General features: G+C 46.2%; 12 protein-coding genes, 1 tRNA gene and 1 riboswitch. Of the genes, 8 read left to right on the forward strand and 5 right to left on the reverse strand.

Translation table 11 applies throughout. The features are described 5' to 3' along the window. Window positions 1–84: 84 nt before the first annotated feature. Window positions 85–1,533, reverse strand: coding sequence for a carotenoid oxygenase family protein (locus tag NC996_RS27230; RefSeq protein WP_190682914.1), 1,449 nt, complete (start codon window positions 1,531–1,533; stop codon window positions 85–87). Between the two features lie 668 nt (window positions 1,534–2,201). Continuing rightward, window positions 2,202–5,762: a methionine synthase gene (gene metH / locus NC996_RS27235; RefSeq protein ID WP_190682917.1), complete on the reverse strand. Its 3,561-nt coding sequence runs from the start codon at window positions 5,760–5,762 to the stop codon at window positions 2,202–2,204. Window positions 5,763–6,477: 715 nt separating this feature from the next. Between metH and nblR the strand changes: the two genes are divergently transcribed. The 3 genes from nblR to NC996_RS27250 all read left to right on the forward strand — a co-directional run bounded on the left by nblR (window position 6,478) and on the right by NC996_RS27250 (window position 8,677). Next, window positions 6,478–7,173, forward strand: coding sequence for a response regulator transcription factor NblR (nblR, locus tag NC996_RS27240; RefSeq protein WP_190682920.1), 696 nt, complete (start codon window positions 6,478–6,480; stop codon window positions 7,171–7,173). A 141-nt stretch (window positions 7,174–7,314) separates the two neighbouring features. Then, on the forward strand, window positions 7,315–7,851 hold the full coding sequence (locus NC996_RS27245; RefSeq protein ID WP_190531620.1) for a DUF192 domain-containing protein: 537 nt from the start codon (window positions 7,315–7,317) through the stop codon (window positions 7,849–7,851). A 634-nt stretch (window positions 7,852–8,485) separates the two neighbouring features. Beyond that, window positions 8,486–8,677: a DUF2949 domain-containing protein gene (locus NC996_RS27250; RefSeq protein WP_190411931.1), complete on the forward strand. Its 192-nt coding sequence runs from the start codon at window positions 8,486–8,488 to the stop codon at window positions 8,675–8,677. Window positions 8,678–9,089: 412 nt separating this feature from the next. Here the strand turns inward: NC996_RS27250 and NC996_RS27255 are convergent, their stop codons facing one another. Next, window positions 9,090–10,223: a GTPase gene (locus tag NC996_RS27255; RefSeq protein ID WP_190682923.1), complete on the reverse strand. Its 1,134-nt coding sequence runs from the start codon at window positions 10,221–10,223 to the stop codon at window positions 9,090–9,092. Window positions 10,224–10,445: 222 nt separating this feature from the next. Beyond that, window positions 10,446–10,542: riboswitch (TPP riboswitch) on the forward strand. 6 nt (window positions 10,543–10,548) lie between these two features. On the opposite strand from NC996_RS27255, the gene thiC reads away from it, so the two are divergent. Then, window positions 10,549–11,922: a phosphomethylpyrimidine synthase gene (gene thiC / locus NC996_RS27260; protein ID WP_190682926.1), complete on the forward strand. Its 1,374-nt coding sequence runs from the start codon at window positions 10,549–10,551 to the stop codon at window positions 11,920–11,922. A gap of 83 nt (window positions 11,923–12,005) precedes the next feature. Here thiC and pyrE read toward each other — a convergent pair whose 3' ends face one another. Further along, on the reverse strand, window positions 12,006–12,623 hold the full coding sequence (gene pyrE / locus NC996_RS27265; protein ID WP_190682929.1) for an orotate phosphoribosyltransferase: 618 nt from the start codon (window positions 12,621–12,623) through the stop codon (window positions 12,006–12,008). 103 nt (window positions 12,624–12,726) lie between these two features. On the opposite strand from pyrE, the gene NC996_RS27270 reads away from it, so the two are divergent. Beyond that, the gene (locus NC996_RS27270) at window positions 12,727–13,167 is read left to right on the forward strand and encodes a hypothetical protein (protein WP_190430176.1); all 441 of its coding nucleotides are present in this window, start codon (window positions 12,727–12,729) and stop codon (window positions 13,165–13,167) included. A 353-nt stretch (window positions 13,168–13,520) separates the two neighbouring features. On the opposite strand, the gene NC996_RS27275 is transcribed toward NC996_RS27270, so the two are convergent. Beyond that, window positions 13,521–13,593, reverse strand: a tRNA-Met gene (locus NC996_RS27275). Between the two features lie 249 nt (window positions 13,594–13,842). Between NC996_RS27275 and NC996_RS27280 the strand changes: the two genes are divergently transcribed. From NC996_RS27280 to NC996_RS27290, 3 genes are read left to right on the forward strand one after another with little or no spacing between them, the layout of a single operon-like run. Continuing rightward, window positions 13,843–14,535, forward strand: coding sequence for a hypothetical protein (locus tag NC996_RS27280; RefSeq protein ID WP_190411926.1), 693 nt, complete (start codon window positions 13,843–13,845; stop codon window positions 14,533–14,535). Between the two features lie 41 nt (window positions 14,536–14,576). After that, complete coding sequence (locus NC996_RS27285; protein WP_190430177.1) at window positions 14,577–14,729, forward strand: hypothetical protein; 153 nt, start codon at window positions 14,577–14,579, stop codon at window positions 14,727–14,729. Continuing rightward, entirely contained in the window at window positions 14,683–16,215 is a 1,533-nt protein-coding gene (locus NC996_RS27290) for a hemolysin family protein (RefSeq protein ID WP_190682932.1), read from the forward strand. Before NC996_RS27285 ends, NC996_RS27290 begins: the two co-directional genes overlap by 47 nt. The last annotated feature ends 110 nt before the right edge of the window (window positions 16,216–16,325 follow it).

Here is a 16,325-nt window from a genome sequence, read left to right on the forward strand (position 1 = left end):
TTGTGGATTGCACAACTTCCGTCTCAGCTATCGCTAGCTGGTGACAGCTTAGGGTGAAAGGAATAGAAACGATCCCACTTTTCTCTACAACCTCTTATTTCCGATTAAGTTTATTACATAGCGTCCCATCCGGCTGATGTCCATCTCATCGTGTTGCATCCCACACAGGCGAGACGGGACAGAAATCTTAGGATTGTAGGCAGAGACATCATACTCGCGGAGCCATTCAGATACATCCCAAGCACAAATATGAGATGCGTGGAGGGTAATGTTTCCATCTGGATTCGCATAATCCAACAGAAAATGAGCCGCTTCCAGGGGAATCACAACCCGTTGTGCGACAACTTCAACTTCTTGCTGACTGCACGCTGGGCGCTGTCCCGCTTTCAAGTCAGCGCGGCGCACGATGTACACGACAGAATCAGCTAACTCTCGAAGTGTAAGTAAGTCTCTGATGAGTCTTTTGGTCGCCTTACTTTTGGGGATAGGGTTACTGAGCAACTGCTCTACCCCAGTCGTGAAGGCTGTGTCCATCAGCACCAGATAATCTTCTGTCAACCCAATCTGATGGATAGTTTGCTTAATCTTGACGGGGGTTCTATCTGGTAATACCAGCTTCCAGCGCTCTAAGTTATTTACACCATCCCAACGGATCAAATAGACGAAATCTTTAAATTCTATGTTGGTAGTTCTCTCAAGCAACCTCATATAAAATTCCAAGAGATTTTGAGAGATGATAGAGAATGTCTTGAGAAAATCTTGCACAAAGTCTTGCGCTTCGATAAACCGGGCAAGTTCTTTGAGGAGTTCCTCGATTTGTTCTGGAAGTTCATCCAAATCGTAAATTAAGGGAATGGTTTGGAGAATATTTGCTATCGATTTACCGTAATTGACCGTAAACATTTCGCTTTTATCAGGGTCAAAAACCGGATGTGCGGTACTCAAAACGGGTGGAAAGGGAAACTTTAAGGAAGTTTCGGATTGCCACTCTGTATTAGCTCCGATCGGAGTTACAACCTCCAGCGTTTCGGTATCAATTTCGTAGGGACGACCAGCATCATAGGTTACTAGCAGACGCTCGTTGGCATCGTCTCGAAATTTAATGGGCAGAAAAGCTGTATTCAACTCGTTGCGGAAGCCAAGAGAAAGAGAAAATCGCGAAATGCCATGATTGCGAAATTGATACTTGACATACTCGCTGCCAGGCCGGGTTGCCTTATCGGCGTAGTAACATGGCGGCTTAACCAGCCGCGTTTTCAACCCCACTTCACCTTGGCGATCGAAGTCAAGCCGATAAATCATCCCATCGCCACCTAAAAGGGATGTTCCGTCAGCATCTGGAGCATCTCCGGAGTTGACAGAGCCTACTGGCGCAACGATAAAGACGTGACCCTGCAAATCATCTGGTAACTCTCCATGAATCTGCATTTTGATGTCGCTAAGTTCGTAGCGATTTGCCGTCATTATTGACTCTGGAACTGGCGGACAACAGCCTGGTACAGATGAGATTGAGTCAAGAATTGGTTCTTTCATGTTATGGCTGCCTAGGTCTCTATTGAAAGAAGTAAAATACTCAAGAAATTGCTGAAAGTAATCCATTAACAAACTTACGCAATGTGAAACTTCTTCTTAGCCCTCCTAAAAAGTAGGGTTAGGGGAGTGCAAACGTAATACCATTAGGGCTTATCGATGCAAAATTTGAATTGTTGTAACTGCCTAGATGCAGGACTTTCACAATTCAAATTTAAAATCTCAAATGGTATAAACTGTACCAATTTAGATTCTCCTTAAAAAAGAAGAGTTCTAATCTCTAAAGCTGTACATTGCGTAAACTTGACTCCTTTGAAACTGTCTGGCTTTTTGCACAGCCGTTTCAGCATCGGAGATTATCCAATTTGCTCATGAAACTGTATATCTAGGCTGTGTTGAATCCGAGCGTTTTCAAAGCGATACAGAAACTCCTCTGTAGATAACTGATATTTACCTACAAATTCCTAGAGTCATTTTCCGTTCGCTGGATATTATTTTAAAGCGATTCTCATACCCAGACGCCGCGCGATCGCAATCTAGCGCAGAACGCTCCTCGATTATCTGTTTTAACAAGTCTGGGTAATTGCAGATAATCTTGACAGCCCAATTAATTTGTTTTGGAATAATTAATGATATGTAAGGTGAGCGTTGCCCACCCTACACCTTACTGTTTAAGCGCTAAAGTATTTAGCTGCGGGGTGATAGGCGATAATCGCAGTCGTAGATTGTTCGGGATACAGTTGTTCGCTTTCATCCATGTGAAGGTTGATGCGATCGCTTCCTAGTAACTCCAGCAATTTATATTGATCCTGAATATTCGGACAAGCCGGATATCCAAAACTGTACCGAGAACCTTGATAACGCTGCGCCAGAACATCCCGAATCTTATCCGGTTCTGATGCACCCAAGCCTAACTCCCGGCGGATTCGGGCGTGAAGCCACTCTGCCACAGCCTCCGCCGTTTGTACCGCCAAGCCGTGGAAGTACAGATAATCGCTGTATTGATTATTTGCAAACAACTTCTGCGCGAATTCCGTCGCAATATCCCCCACCGTCACCGCCTGCATCGCAAACACATCAACGTGTCCCGACTCAATAGGTGCAAAGAAATCAGAAATACACAGACGACGCATGGACTTCTGACGAGGGAAATTGAACGTCGCAACAACATTCTTCTCCCTCTCTTCTTTCGCATCTTTACAATTCATAAATTCCGGATCGTACAAATGTAGCGAATTTCCCTCCGCCTGACACGGAAAATACCCGTAAACAACTTGCGGATGCAGCAAATTCTCCTCTACAACCCGCTGTTTCCACTCCTTCAAAATCGGGTAAACTTTTTCCTCTAAAAACTGATTGTATTCCTCACGAGACTGTTCCTGCGGCTTGCGGAATTGCCACTGTCCAGCAATCAAAGCCTGCAAATCCAGATACTCAAATACCTCTTCTAATGGAATATCTTCAGCCTGTAATAATTTCGTACCCCAGAAAGGCGGAATTGGACGCTCAATTTCAATTGCCACAGCCTCAGAACGCTGCGTATCTACTTCTACGAGTTGAGCTTCTTGAGCGCTATTTTCTAATGGCACACGAGACGCCTCCTCTACAATAGGCGCATGACCATTTTCCTCAACTTCATCCAAAAATCCCTGCAAATCATCCCAGTTTCCAGCGGATTTCGCAGGCATTAATTTATCCATGAAATGCAGATCGGAAAAAGCATCTTTGCCGTAAATCACCTTACCCTTGTAAGTGTTTTGGCAATCTTCATAGACAAATTTAGGAGTTAGCGCTGCACCCCCTAAAATGACTGGAACCGTAATTCCTTTTTGATTGAAAACTTCCAAGTTTTCTTTCATAAAAGCGGTTGACTTCACCAGTAAGCCGCTCATCGCGATACAATCAGCTTTGTGCTGCTCAAAAGCATCAACGATATTATCAACAGGCTGTTTGATGCCAATATTAACTACCTTGTAACCGTTATTTGACAGGATGATATCCACCAAGTTTTTACCGATATCGTGGACATCTCCTTTAACAGTCGCAATTACTACAGTTCCTTTGGCATTATTTCCAGCATCTTTCTTTTCCATGAATGGCTCTAGATATGCCACTGCTGCTTTCATGGTTTCCGCTGATTGCAATACGAAAGGCAACTGCATTTGTCCGGAACCAAACAACTCGCCGACTACTTTCATCCCATCTAGCAAGAAGGTGTTAATGATATGCAGAGGCGCATATTTTTCTAAAGCTTTGGTAAGTTGTTCCTCTAAGCCGATGCGTTCGCCGTCGATAATGTGACGCTTTAGACGTTCTTCTACAGGAAGATTTTCATCACCAGAGCGATCGCGTTTCGTCGTTTTCCCTTCAAATAGCGTTGTCAATTCTCCCAGCGGATCGTAGGTGCAGATGTTCCCATCAAATTGCCGCTCATCGTAGATTAACTTGCGGCAGACTTCTTGATGCTCTGGCTCAATTTTCGCTAGGGGCAGAATCTTGCTAGCGCTGACAATTGCCGCATCCATCCCCACCGCCATCGCTTCGTGCAGAAACATGGAATTGAGGACGACTCGCGCCGCTGGGTTTAAACCAAAGGAAACGTTAGAAACCCCCAAGATAACGTGGCAACCGGGAAGTTCCTCTCGAATGCGGCGGATGGATTCAATGGTCGCTCTTCCATTCGCTCGGTCTTCTTCGATACCCGTAGAAATCGGCAGGGCAAGGGTGTCAAAAAATATTTCGTGGGCGGGAATGCCATATTCGACAGCAGCACGATAGGCACGTTGTGCGATCGCAAACTTTTTCTCAGCCGTCCGTGCCATCCCCTCCTCATCAATCGTCCCAATTACAACGCCTGCACCGTACTTCTTCGCCAACTCCAACACCTTGAAGAAGCGCTCCTCTCCATCTTCATAGTTAGTCGAATTCAGCAGGCACTTGCCTCCGGAAACCTTTAAACCCGCCTCCATCTTTTCCCATTCTGTGGAGTCGAGCATCAAGGGTATTGTGACATTTGTTACTAGCCGTGACACCAATTCATGCATATCCCGAACGCCATCGCGCCCGACATAATCCACGTTGACATCGAGGATGTGCGCGCCTTCCCGCACCTGCGACTTTGCTAAAGATACTAACCCATCCCAATCTTCTCCATTCAGCAAGTCGCGGCACTTCTTAGAACCACTCGCATTCAACCGCTCGCCCACAATCAGGAATGAATTATCCTGCTCGTAAGGCTGGGCGCTGTAAATTGACGCTGCCGCAGGCTCATAACTAAAGTGGCGCTCTTTTGGCTTCAGAGTTTTGCCAATTTCTGCTAATTGTTGAATATGCTCAGGGCGCGTGCCGCAACAGCCGCCAATTATCTGCACGCCCCAATCTTCTACAAAGTGCATCAGCGCCATCCGCAATTCCATCGGCGTCAGCTTATAGTGAGCATGACCGCCAATGTTTTCGGGTAAGCCAGCGTTAGGAACGCAGGAAACCACAAACGGGGAGTGCTGGCAAAGATACTTGATATGCTCAGCCATCCGATCTGGCCCCGTGGCACAGTTCAGTCCGAGAATATCAATCGGGTAACGTTCCAAAATCGTCACTACGGCGCTAATCTCAGAACCGACTAGCATCGTACCCATGACTTCCATCGTCACCGACACCATCAACGGGCGTCGTTCTCCCTTGCGCTGAAAGACTTCCTCAACCGCATTCAGTGCTGCCTTGATTTGCAGCACATCCTGACAAGTCTCGACAAGAAATAAATCGACGCCGCCGTCGTAAAGCGCCTCAGCTTGTTCTTCAAAGGAAGCTTGCAGTGTGTCAAAGTCAATATGTCCCAGCGTTGGCAGCTTGGTCGTTGGCCCTATCGAACCCGCTACAAACCGGGGTTTCTCTGGGGTCGAAAATTCCGCCGCCACGCGCTTCGCCAGTTCCGCCGCCTTCTTATTTAAATAGTAGGCTTGATCCGCCAGGTCGTACTCTGCAAGCACAATCGAGGCACCGCCAAAGGTATCTGTCTCAATCACATCGGCACCGACTGCCAAAAAGTCCCGATGCACCTTCTCAACAGCTTCTGGTTTGGTGTGTACCAGATACTCGTTACAGCCTTCGTATTCTGGCCCTCCGAAGTCGGCGGCGGTGAGGTTTTGGGTTTGGAGGTTAGTTCCCATTGCGCCATCGAAGACGATGACAGGACGTTCAGGACTGTGGAGGCGAGTCAAGAAGGGGCTGGTCATAGATGGCGGCGTCTTTATGAATAGGTAGTTGCGTTAGGCTTTGAACGATCAGCTTAATCTATTTTGCAGACTTTCTCGTTTTCGGAAGTAACTAAAACTATGAAAGTGCAAGACTGTAACGACGTCTTTTGTTCCATAGCAGTCATTTCCTCAAGAAGTCAGAATCTATTTTAACCGAGATTAGTAGTTTAATTGAGCAAAGCTAAGCCATCAGTCTGAAACCTGCTTTGCATTTATTTAAGGCAAGACTTAGACAAAATTTGCAAAATCCCGGCTCCGAGGAAGGGGAGAGATCGCGTCTTCCAGTCAGGTTGAAGAAAGCCTGAGTAGACTTTTATAAAGAATTGATGAAGAAAGCGAGCGCTCCTGATTAAACTGCTTTTTTATTAGTAAAAACAAGAGTTTTTGTGAAAATTAAATTATGCTAACTTTGCATCTAGAAGGGGGTTTCCTGTCGTTATGTACCCTGACCATCGTTTTCCCCCTAAATCCCTGTTTTCAAGGAAGATTTTTCCGGTTCTCCTCAAGTTATCGGGGAATTAGGGAAATCTTAGGTCTGGCAACTTATTTAGGCGATCGCTACTTGCCCCTCGCTCTCCCTATCCTGTGTTTTATACTAAGCATGAATACTTACCTACATTGAAGGAAGCAGCTAACGCTTGCCAGTGTAGTTAAACTGAGATAACAACGCAGCAAAAGCGCCCCAATGTAGCCTATGTCTCCTGTTACTTTTGACCGCACTCCCTGTGTTTTACTTGTCGAAACCGACGAAATTCTTGTCCAACGCGTCAGCATGGATTTGCGAGAGGCTGGATATACGACTGTGGTTGCACCAGACACCACCAGTGGTTTTCATCAAGCTTGCGAACTTCAGCCAGCTTTAGTCGTCGTAGATCGAGTGCTAACAGGGGATTCAGGATTGAAGTTGTGCAACCAGCTGAGGAATGCAGGTTCTCGCGTGCCAGTACTGCTGTTGATGGCTCGCGATAGCGTAGAAGATCGAGTTGCTTGTCTAAATTCGGGTGCCGATGACTACTTCCTCAAACCCTATCGCACCGATGCCTTTTTGCAACTGGTGCGCCTCTACTTACAGCCGGAAGCGGGTGCTAGCGAACAGTTACGGTTTGGCGAACTGGTTTTAGACTTGTCTACTCGCAGAGCGATGCGGAATGGGCGAGTAATTGACCTGACAATGAAGGAATTTGAACTTCTAAAATATATGATGTCGCATCCCCGTGAGGTTTTAACCCGCGAACAGATTCTAGAAAATGTTTGGGGATACGACTTTATGGGAGAGTCGAATGTGATTGAGGTGTATATCCGTTATTTGCGTCTCAAAATCGAAGAAGAGGGTGAGAAGCGCCTGATTCAGACAGTGCGAGGTGTCGGATACGTTTTGCGGGAAGCTTAGGTTTTGAGTTTTGGGCGTAAATATCAAGGATTAAGGATGAATTTGGACTGGATAGAGCAGCGCTTCAGCACATCTGCCAAAAGCGATCGCAATGTGAAAAAGCAGGCAAGTTTAGTCGTCATGATGCTAGCAGTTTTGCTGATGGGATGTTCGGCATCGGTGCCATCAACCTCCTCTCAGAGTGGGGAACCCGCGCAACCATTGCAGCAGGCGTCGCCAGTATCAGCACCGACATCAGCACCGACGACCCCTGCACAACAAGCGCACTCATCACCGGAAGCATCACCCGCACAGAATAAGAGGGGTCAAACTTTGCCAATTTCAGCCAAGGCAACGATGGCAGGTCAGGTGATTCAGCTAGAAGTAGCGCGGACACCCCAACAACAGCAAATGGGGTTAATGTACAGAACATCTTTGGCGGACGATCGCGGGATGCTCTTTCTTTTCAATCCACCGCAACCGATCAATTTCTGGATGAAGAATACCCTCATCCCGCTGGATATGGTTTTTATGCTGGATGGAGTGGTGAAAGAGATCGTTGCCGATGTCCCTCCCTGTAAAACCAGTCTTTGCCCCACCTATGGTCCCAATACGCCCGTTAACCAGGTGATTGAACTCCGGGGAGGACGCGCTGCGGAACTCGGTTTGAAGGCAGGCGATCGCGTGACCATTCAGTAACTCAATACTAAGACAGACCGACTTTCTGGCTGTCTTTTATAGTCCTTATCGAAACGATTTAAAAATTTACTCGTTCTTTTAACCTATTTGTCGCAAAAATAAGCTACTCTTTCCCAAGAGAGAGTTTAAGACTGCAAATTTCAATTATTGTTACGCTTAAACCTAGATTCTCGCTTCCAGAGACATGGTTCTTCCAAGAATGAGAGTGCTTTGCCTGGAATTTGGTGTGAGGTGAGAGGCATAGACGCTCTAGGCAAGCAAATCTCTCCTAATACAGAGGGATTTCAGTGAATTGCTAAAGAAAATATTAAGCAAAGTTCACTAGCAACAGTCGGCTAAGATTTCAGAAAAAAGGGGAGTGAGCCTAAGTTTTTAGTCTTATTCTCTAGGTCAGCCCGGAAGGGATGCCTAAAGTCCTGAATCTAGTATGAGCATTCTTCTGTTAATACCCATACCGGCTGCCGTAATTGTCACACCAGGCTGGTGATCTGAAACACTAGCGTTACAGTGAGTAGCGGCAAAATAGTATAAAAGGAGTCGAGTAAAGGTGGACAGATAAAATACTGACTACCGTTACTCAACAAACCAAGGTTTAAATTACAAAATAGATTCAACAAAGGGGGTAAAAGCCATCATGGCACCTACGAATTTTTCTCGATTTCTCCGTTTTCTTCAAGAAGATTTAGCAATATCTAAGGCATCGATTGCGATCGCTTTGCGGCGTCGGGAACAAGATCCTGGCCCATTGCCAATGATTCTATGGCAATACGGTTTAGTAACGTTGGAACAGTTAGATCAAATCTATGACTGGTTGGAAACTGCATAAGGCTTGATGATTCGGCGAGGAGCAAGAAAGTCATGTCAGAGCAATTGGGCGTCGGTACTTTCCCGACCCATCCGCGAAGACTTAAGAAATGTTCTCAATTACAATTTACTCCACCAAAAAGAGCGGGTCAAATATTTGACCCGCTCTTTTTAGTTGTTAGTTTTTAAAAGTTAGTTTTCCTTATAATCTGCCTTTATAAATGCTGCTTGGCAATGAGCGATCGCTTTTATTATCATCCCTGTTAAACGAAAAACCAAAACGTACTGAAAGATTAGCGCAACGCTTACGCCAGTTGGGGGTTAACCCTGATGAGGTGTAGTTGGTGAAGAAGGGGACGCGATCGCATTTCCCAAAATACATAACTTATGGATAGGTGAGGGCGATCGCTGTTGTTCAAATCAAGGAACCATTTCTAGAAAAATTTCTCGATAATCGTCTTCCAAGAAGGTAAAGCTATTACATCTGTTAATGCTAATTCTTTGGCAACCGTTTCTGCTTGCTTGCGGTAAGTTCGGAATTTTGACTTAAGAAGTTCCTCTTGCTCAAGTTTTGCGCCATTTGCAAGTATGTGATTGATAGTAGCTAATATTGCAAGCGTAATACTCATAGCAACGCCTGCTGCTGCAATATTAACAACCCCTGTTGGTGGTAAAAATGATGTGACGAACAGGAAAAGACTCGTTCCCGCTGCTTCTGCTGCAAATGCAGGTAGTATGGCAAGAGCTGATTTTTGCGAAAGAATTTCACCAGTGTACAGATAGTACAAGGAAACAATTGCGGCAGCTTGTGTAGCTGTGATATAGGCGGCAGAGCCTGGGATGAAAGCTTGACCAGCCACTGCAACTAAAGCCGCCGTTATGATACTTATCACATAAGGTTTTTTCTCACCCATGTGGCGGGCAAGTAGTAGATCCTTGCCCTTTGAACCTAAAAAATTTTCAATGTCCTCCCGAAGCCCGTACACACCACGAATATCTAGTGGAATGTCAGGACGAGTTCCCGGATCGTACCCAAATGCACACACTGGATAAATTTTTTCGATCTGAAGCGCCTCTTTCCACTGATTAATAACCTTTTCTAAAGCTGAGGGAGCTAGCCGATCCCACTCGTCAATTTTATTCAGCACTACAAATACAGAGTCACAGTGCGATCGCAGGTCATCTAAGTATCTTTTCTGAGAAGCATCTGAAGCACCAGTTACAACGAGTATGCCTACATCAATATGTTTTAAAAATTCTTGTGTAATCTCACTATTCTCTGCACGAACGTCATCTAGTCCTGGTGAATCTATCAACCTAACTCGTTCATCTAGCCGCAACACTTTTAGTTTGGTGGTTACACCAGCCTCAGCACCCACATTGGCTATAGCTTTTTTACGACTCAGCTTTAGCAGTGCATTGATTAATGAGCTTTTGCCGGAACTAACTTTGCCGATGACAGCTATATTCAAAGTTTTAGAGAAATCTTGGACTTTCTCTTCAAACTGAGTTTCTACATTTTCCAAAAAATCTCTCTCATTCCAGCTATCAGATGCTGCGTTAACCATTTAAAACTCTCTCGATAACTGTAGCTATTATGTAAGCGGTCTAACTTTAAAACTCTCAGCGAATCTACTGAAATTCTGCAAGTTGAGGCTGAGTGGAGCGATCGCTCTCACGCCCCAAACCTCACCGAAACGCGATCGCTCTGTAGCCACCTCACAGAGTGATGCAAAATATCAAGTTTTTGGAACCTTCCAGCCCTAACCGGAGCTTGATGGTAATATTGTCAATCAAGCTAGGGGTGCCTGGATTTACAGGCTGAGATTACACCCTTAGAACCTGAGTCCGGCTAATACCGGCGGAGGGAAGCTGTTAATTGAGGAATTCAATATGCGGACTGAATGGATCGCTAAGCGGCGTGGACAGAGCAATGTCTCTCAAATGCACTACGCCCGTCAGGGTGTGATTACTGAAGAAATGCAGTATGTAGCACAGCGGGAAAATCTCCCAGTTGAGCTGATTCGGGATGAAGTGGCGCGGGGACGAATGATTATCCCTGCCAATATCAACCACACCAACCTGGAACCGATGGCGATTGGTATCGCCTCGAAGTGTAAAGTGAATGCCAATATCGGCGCTTCTCCCAACTCTTCCAATCTGGATGAAGAAGTCGATAAGCTGAAGCTGGCAGTCAAGTATGGCGCTGATACCGTCATGGACTTGTCCACCGGCGGCGGCAACCTGGATCAGATTCGCACGGCAATTATCAACGCCTCCCCCGTTCCCATTGGCACGGTGCCAGTTTATCAAGCCTTAGAAAGCGTTCACGGCACGATTGAAAACCTCACCGCCGATGACTTTCTCCACATAATTGAGAAGCACGCGCAGCAGGGGGTAGATTATCAAACCATCCACGCCGGGATATTAATTGAGCATTTGCCTTTAGTGCGCGATCGCATCACCGGGATTGTTTCTCGCGGCGGCGGCATTCTCGCACGCTGGATGTTGCATCATCACAAGCAAAATCCGCTTTATACCCACTTCCAAGACATCATCGAAATTTTCAAAAAATACGATGTTTCCTTCAGTCTGGGAGATTCCCTACGTCCCGGTTGTCAGCATGACGCCTCAGATGCCGCTCAATTAGCCGAACTCAAAACTTTAGGACAATTGACTCGCAAAGCCTGGGAACATGACGTGCAGGTGATGGTGGAAGGGCCAGGACACGTCCCAATGGATCAAATCGAGTTTAATGTCAAAAAGCAGATGGAAGAGTGTTCGGAAGCGCCCTTCTACGTGCTGGGACCCTTGGTCACAGACATTGCCCCCGGTTACGACCACATCACCTCCGCGATTGGCGCAGCAATGGCTGGTTGGTACGGTACGGCGATGCTTTGTTATGTGACACCCAAGGAACACTTGGGATTGCCGGATGCTGAAGACGTGCGGAATGGATTAATCGCCTACAAGATTGCAGCTCATGCTGCCGATATCGCGCGGCATCGTCCAGGGGCAAGGGACAGAGATGACGAACTCTCTAAAGCTCGTTACAACTTCGACTGGAACCGCCAGTTTGAATTGTCCCTCGACCCCGAACGCGCCAAAGAATATCACGACGAAACTCTGCCAGCAGATATTTACAAAACTGCTGAATTCTGCTCGATGTGCGGCCCCAAATTCTGCCCAATGCAGACAAAAGTGGATGCCGATGCTTTGACAGAACTAGAGAAGTTTTTGGCGAAAGAACCAGTAACCCAAAGCTAGTTCTTTTAAACGCAAAGTAACGCAGAGCATAATTACTTTGCGTTACTTTGCGAAAACCTTTGCTTCCTTTGCGTTGAAAAACCTTATCTGAGTTGACGCGATCGCTCCTGAATCTCTGGAATCGAGAATACTGCCTGAAATTTTAGCCCAACTGACTGATAAAACTCCGCTCCCCCCTGCTGCCTGTCTACTAGCGAAATCACTTCATCAACGCTGTATCCGGCATCTCGCAGCCGCTCAACGGCTTTCATGGCAGATTGCCCTGTCGTGACAACATCTTCCAAAACGACCACTTTCGCACCCGCCGAGAGAATGGGGCCTTCTATATAAGCTTGTGTTCCGTGTCCCTTTGCTTCTTTGCGAATAATTAACGCTGGTAACGGTCGATTTTCATAAGCAGAAACTACACTCACCGCCGTCACAATCGGATCGGCTCCCAGTGTCAATCCAGCCACTGCCTGGGTATCCATCGGCAACAACGATAATAGAATCCGACCCGTTGCCAAAGCTCCTTGGGGATGCAGTGTGACTGGCTTGCCATTAATGTAGTAAGAACTGCGCTGCCCCGAAGACAGGACAAAATCTCCCTCTTTATAAGCCACATGGCAAAATAAATCTAGCAGTTGCTGGCGTAGCGTTGTGAGATCGGCAGTAGCATAAGAGCCAGTTAAATCAGTCTGGGATTGGATTTCGTGGGTCATCACTAGGAGAGAAAAAGAGTAGAGCGATTACAATTTGACCAACAATCATCCTAAACTTAAACTGAAGAATAGTATTCAGCCAAAGTTGAGGGACGAGATGGGAATGCGCTTGACTAATTTCATGAGTGTATTGGTTCTCAGTGCCGCTACGACTGTCATTGCCTCTAGCGCGATCGCTCAGCCAACACTCTCTAACTCCCAGTCAGGAACTTTTAACTCGATTCCAGACTTGTTTAATCGAGCTATCAGTGAAACCTCTGGAGACTTTTTCGGCAACCAATCTTACCGACGGGAGCTGAATTTCATTATTGGCCCTAGCTTTCCAGAAAACGAAATCGAGCGAGACGCTAAGACAGTAGATAATCTTTACCGGGAACTACTCTGGCAGCAAACTTCCAGTGACTTTATTATTCGCACTCCCGATCTCCCGAATCCTTTCAACAGTTCAATTCTGCAAAGTCCAGCTATCAATGTAAACGTTACTGGTACTGGTAGACCCGTAACAGGCAGCGAGTTCGTGTTTGAGAATCCCCCACAGCCTTAAATCAGAAAAGAAGAAAAGACAAACAATCTTTGCTTGTCTTTCTTCCTTCTACTGTTTTTAAAGTTCAAGATTTAAACAAAGTAATAGGGGCTTGTTTTTTATAGACTCTATTTTTTGAACTGAAATAGAGGTTACAACTTACTTTGTTCAGTTGCTTTCCAGCATTTGATAACCTTTGGTTTCTCAGAGGTTTTGCTGAAATTTTTGAGCAAATTAAATTACCGAGATACTTAAATTAATTAGGTTCTTGATGAGCGCGAGCCGCTAGTAAACTGCATTTATCCTGAGCGGATTGCACTTCCCCATAGAGCAATTCTAGGAAATTTACTCAAAGAATACCGAATTTATAGGAATGCGCCCTACCGGAATCGAACCAGTCTGAAGGCGAATTATGAGTTCGCTGCCTCCCCAATCGGCCAAGGGCGCGTGATTGATTTCGTTGCCAAGATTGCTGGCTGGATTGTTATTTTATACAATTATGCACGCTAAGTCCACTCGAAAGCGGATGCGTAGTATGATTCCTGATAATAAATTATAAGCGCTGTTTTCTAAAATAGAGATGAATTAGCAGCGTGACATTAACCAATTCGCTATCATAGGTTCCACTGCTGTCAGTCGTAAGCTATGTATAGCAGTTGATCGGTGTCGCGGCAATTTTTGTAGCTTGAGCAACCAATGAAACTAAATTCAACTGTCGCACTTACGTTAATTTTGCTTGCTATGATGTTAGGCGCTGGCTTTGTAAGTGCGATGTGGGGGTTTACTGTAGGTCATGAAGCCCTTAAAGGAGTAACGCAGCCGGATGTGCGCCCTACCAATAAATTAGCTGGGACTAAGCGGGCAACTCCTGGTAAAGAAGGAGTAGCAATTTTGCGCGAGGTTGATATCCTGGCAAGTGTCAAAGCACAAATGAGCGGCAAGGCTAAACCTGTTATTAAGCCTGAACAGAAGGAAGCGGAAACCACAAGCGACAGCAAGCCTAACACTCCTGAGGAAACCTCTGAGCAGGACAGTAAACAGCAAAATTTCCCGATTACCAGTCAGGACAAGGGCGTGAAGCTGGAGATAGGCTCAGCGCGTCAGCAAGGAGGTTCTTTGTTGCTGAATGTGAGCCTGAAGAATGAAGGAGGGAATGCTGTACGGTTTCTGTATAGCTTCTTAAATGTAACGGACGACCAAGGTCGAGCTTTAAGTGCTGTGACTGAAGGGCTGCCAGGAGAATTGCCACCGAATGGGCAAAGCTTTTCGGGGACGGTGAGTATTCCCACGGCTTTACTGGAAGACGCTAAGCAGCTTTCATTGACTCTGACAGATTATCCAGATCAAAAACTCCAGCTGAAAATGTCTGGAATTCCAGTGGTGAAGTAGGCGTTAGGTGTTAAGTGGTCGGTAATAGGAGCTGTCTCTGTATGATGACCGTACAGGGGGTAGAGGATTCTACCCACTACTTATTACCGACGACCGATTACCGACAATTCGTTGCCCATTACCCAATACCCAATACCCTGGTTACGGATGGATACCCCCGTGTTGGCGATCTTGACGGTGAATGCTTTTCCTAGGCTCACCGCGCAAGACGTTTTGCTGCGATTATTATCGGTGCTACTACTGATTGCGATTAATGGTTTTTTTGTCATCGCTGAGTTTTCGATAGTTTCGGTGCGGAGATCGCGCATCAATCAACTAGTCGAAGCGGGCGATATTCAAGCAAAAACGGTTCAAAACTTGCAAGGCAGCATCGATCGGCTGCTTTCTACTACTCAACTGGGGATTACTCTGTCTAGTTTGGCTCTCGGCTGGATTGGTGAGAGTACAATGGCAATCCTCGTGTCTGCTTCAATCGCGCACTTACCCTTATCTTGGGAGGTCAAAGCAGCGATCGCTCATTCCCTTTCGGTGCCAGTTGCTTTCTTCCTGATTGCCTATCTACAAATTGTTTTGGGTGAACTATCCCCGAAATCAGTGGCACTGCTTTACTCAGAACAGATGGCGAGGTTTTTGGGACTGCCGATCAGAGCGATCGCCCGCTTTTTCAACCCGTTCATCTGGATTCTTAACCAATCGACACGCTTACTCTTGCGGCTAGTAGGCATTCAGTACACCGGACAAGGCTGGTATACGCGCGTTACCCCCGAAGAATTGCAAATGATTATCACCACAGAGCGCGAATCTACGGGACTGGAAGCTGAAGAACGAGAGTTGCTCAACAACGTGTTTGAGTTTGGTGAGGTGTTGGCGGAAGAAGTCATGGTTCCCCGCACCAGCATTGCCTCTATTCCCTGTGAAGCCACTTTTCAAATCTTTCTAGATGAAATTACTACCACGGGTCACTCCCGCTATCCCGTCACAGGAGAATCCCTTGACGATATTCGCGGCATTATCTACTTCAAAGAGTTAGCTGAACCTCTAGCCAAAGGCGAACTAACTTTAGATACACCAATTCAGCCTTGGATTCGACCCGCTCGATTTGTGCCGGAAGGACAGCCTTTAAGCGAACTTTTGCCGATGATGCAGCGAAGTCACCTGGCAATGGCGATCGTTGTGGATGAATTTGGCGGCACCGCGGGGTTAGTAACAATTGAGGATTTGATTGCTGAAATTATCGGCTACGAGCCAAAAGCTGAGGATAAAGAAGAGTTAGCTGTGCAAATTTTGGATGAGCAAACTTTTCTGGTGCAAGCACAGATGAATTTGGAAGAAGTCAACGAATTTCTCGATCTCAACTTGCCCTTGATTGATAAATACCAAACCTTGGGCGGCTTCGTGCTTTACCACTATCAGAGAATTCCTACCCAAGGTGAAACCTTGCGCTTTGACAACCTTGAGCTGACTATCGTTTCCGCCGAGGGTCCTCGCCTGCACCAAATTCGCATTCACCGACGAGAGGCGACAGTTGCTAGCAATGAAACTAACGGGTCTGATGTCTCAAATATGTCAGATTCAGATGGCTCAGATTCAAATGTCTCAGATGCCAAGGTTGCAGCGGATGACACCAAGAAATCAGAAATAACGAATCAGGAATCAGGATCCAGCAGAAATTTTGAATAGACCTCTTGCAAAAGTCGTCGCTGGGGTAATATGAGGTCTGAAATTATGCGCTCGCTCACCTGTCTTCTACGCTCACCCCTGGTAATTCATAAGTAAAGCTAATGAAATAC

Source organism: Trichocoleus sp. ST-U2, assembly GCF_039961875.1.
GTDB lineage: Bacteria > Cyanobacteriota > Cyanobacteriia > Cyanobacteriales > FACHB-T130 > FACHB-T130.

Excerpts from the sequence above, each read along its gene's own strand:
- NC996_RS27285 (WP_190430177.1), top strand. The coding sequence starts at position 14,577 with ATGATGACCGTACAGGGGGTAGAGGATTCTACCCACTACTTATTACCG.
- NC996_RS27245 (WP_190531620.1), top strand. The coding sequence starts at position 7,315 with ATGGGATGTTCGGCATCGGTGCCATCAACCTCCTCTCAGAGTGGGGAA.
- NC996_RS27290 (WP_190682932.1), top strand. The coding sequence starts at position 14,683 with ATGGATACCCCCGTGTTGGCGATCTTGACGGTGAATGCTTTTCCTAGG.
- NC996_RS27230 (WP_190682914.1), bottom strand. The coding sequence starts at position 1,533 with ATGAAAGAACCAATTCTTGACTCAATCTCATCTGTACCAGGCTGTTGT.
- thiC (WP_190682926.1), top strand. The coding sequence starts at position 10,549 with ATGCGGACTGAATGGATCGCTAAGCGGCGTGGACAGAGCAATGTCTCT.
- NC996_RS27270 (WP_190430176.1), top strand. The coding sequence starts at position 12,727 with ATGCGCTTGACTAATTTCATGAGTGTATTGGTTCTCAGTGCCGCTACG.
- nblR (WP_190682920.1), top strand. The coding sequence starts at position 6,478 with ATGTCTCCTGTTACTTTTGACCGCACTCCCTGTGTTTTACTTGTCGAA.
- NC996_RS27250 (WP_190411931.1), top strand. The coding sequence starts at position 8,486 with ATGGCACCTACGAATTTTTCTCGATTTCTCCGTTTTCTTCAAGAAGAT.
- metH (WP_190682917.1), bottom strand. The coding sequence starts at position 5,762 with ATGACCAGCCCCTTCTTGACTCGCCTCCACAGTCCTGAACGTCCTGTC.
- NC996_RS27255 (WP_190682923.1), bottom strand. The coding sequence starts at position 10,223 with ATGGTTAACGCAGCATCTGATAGCTGGAATGAGAGAGATTTTTTGGAA.
- pyrE (WP_190682929.1), bottom strand. The coding sequence starts at position 12,623 with ATGACCCACGAAATCCAATCCCAGACTGATTTAACTGGCTCTTATGCT.
- NC996_RS27280 (WP_190411926.1), top strand. The coding sequence starts at position 13,843 with ATGAAACTAAATTCAACTGTCGCACTTACGTTAATTTTGCTTGCTATG.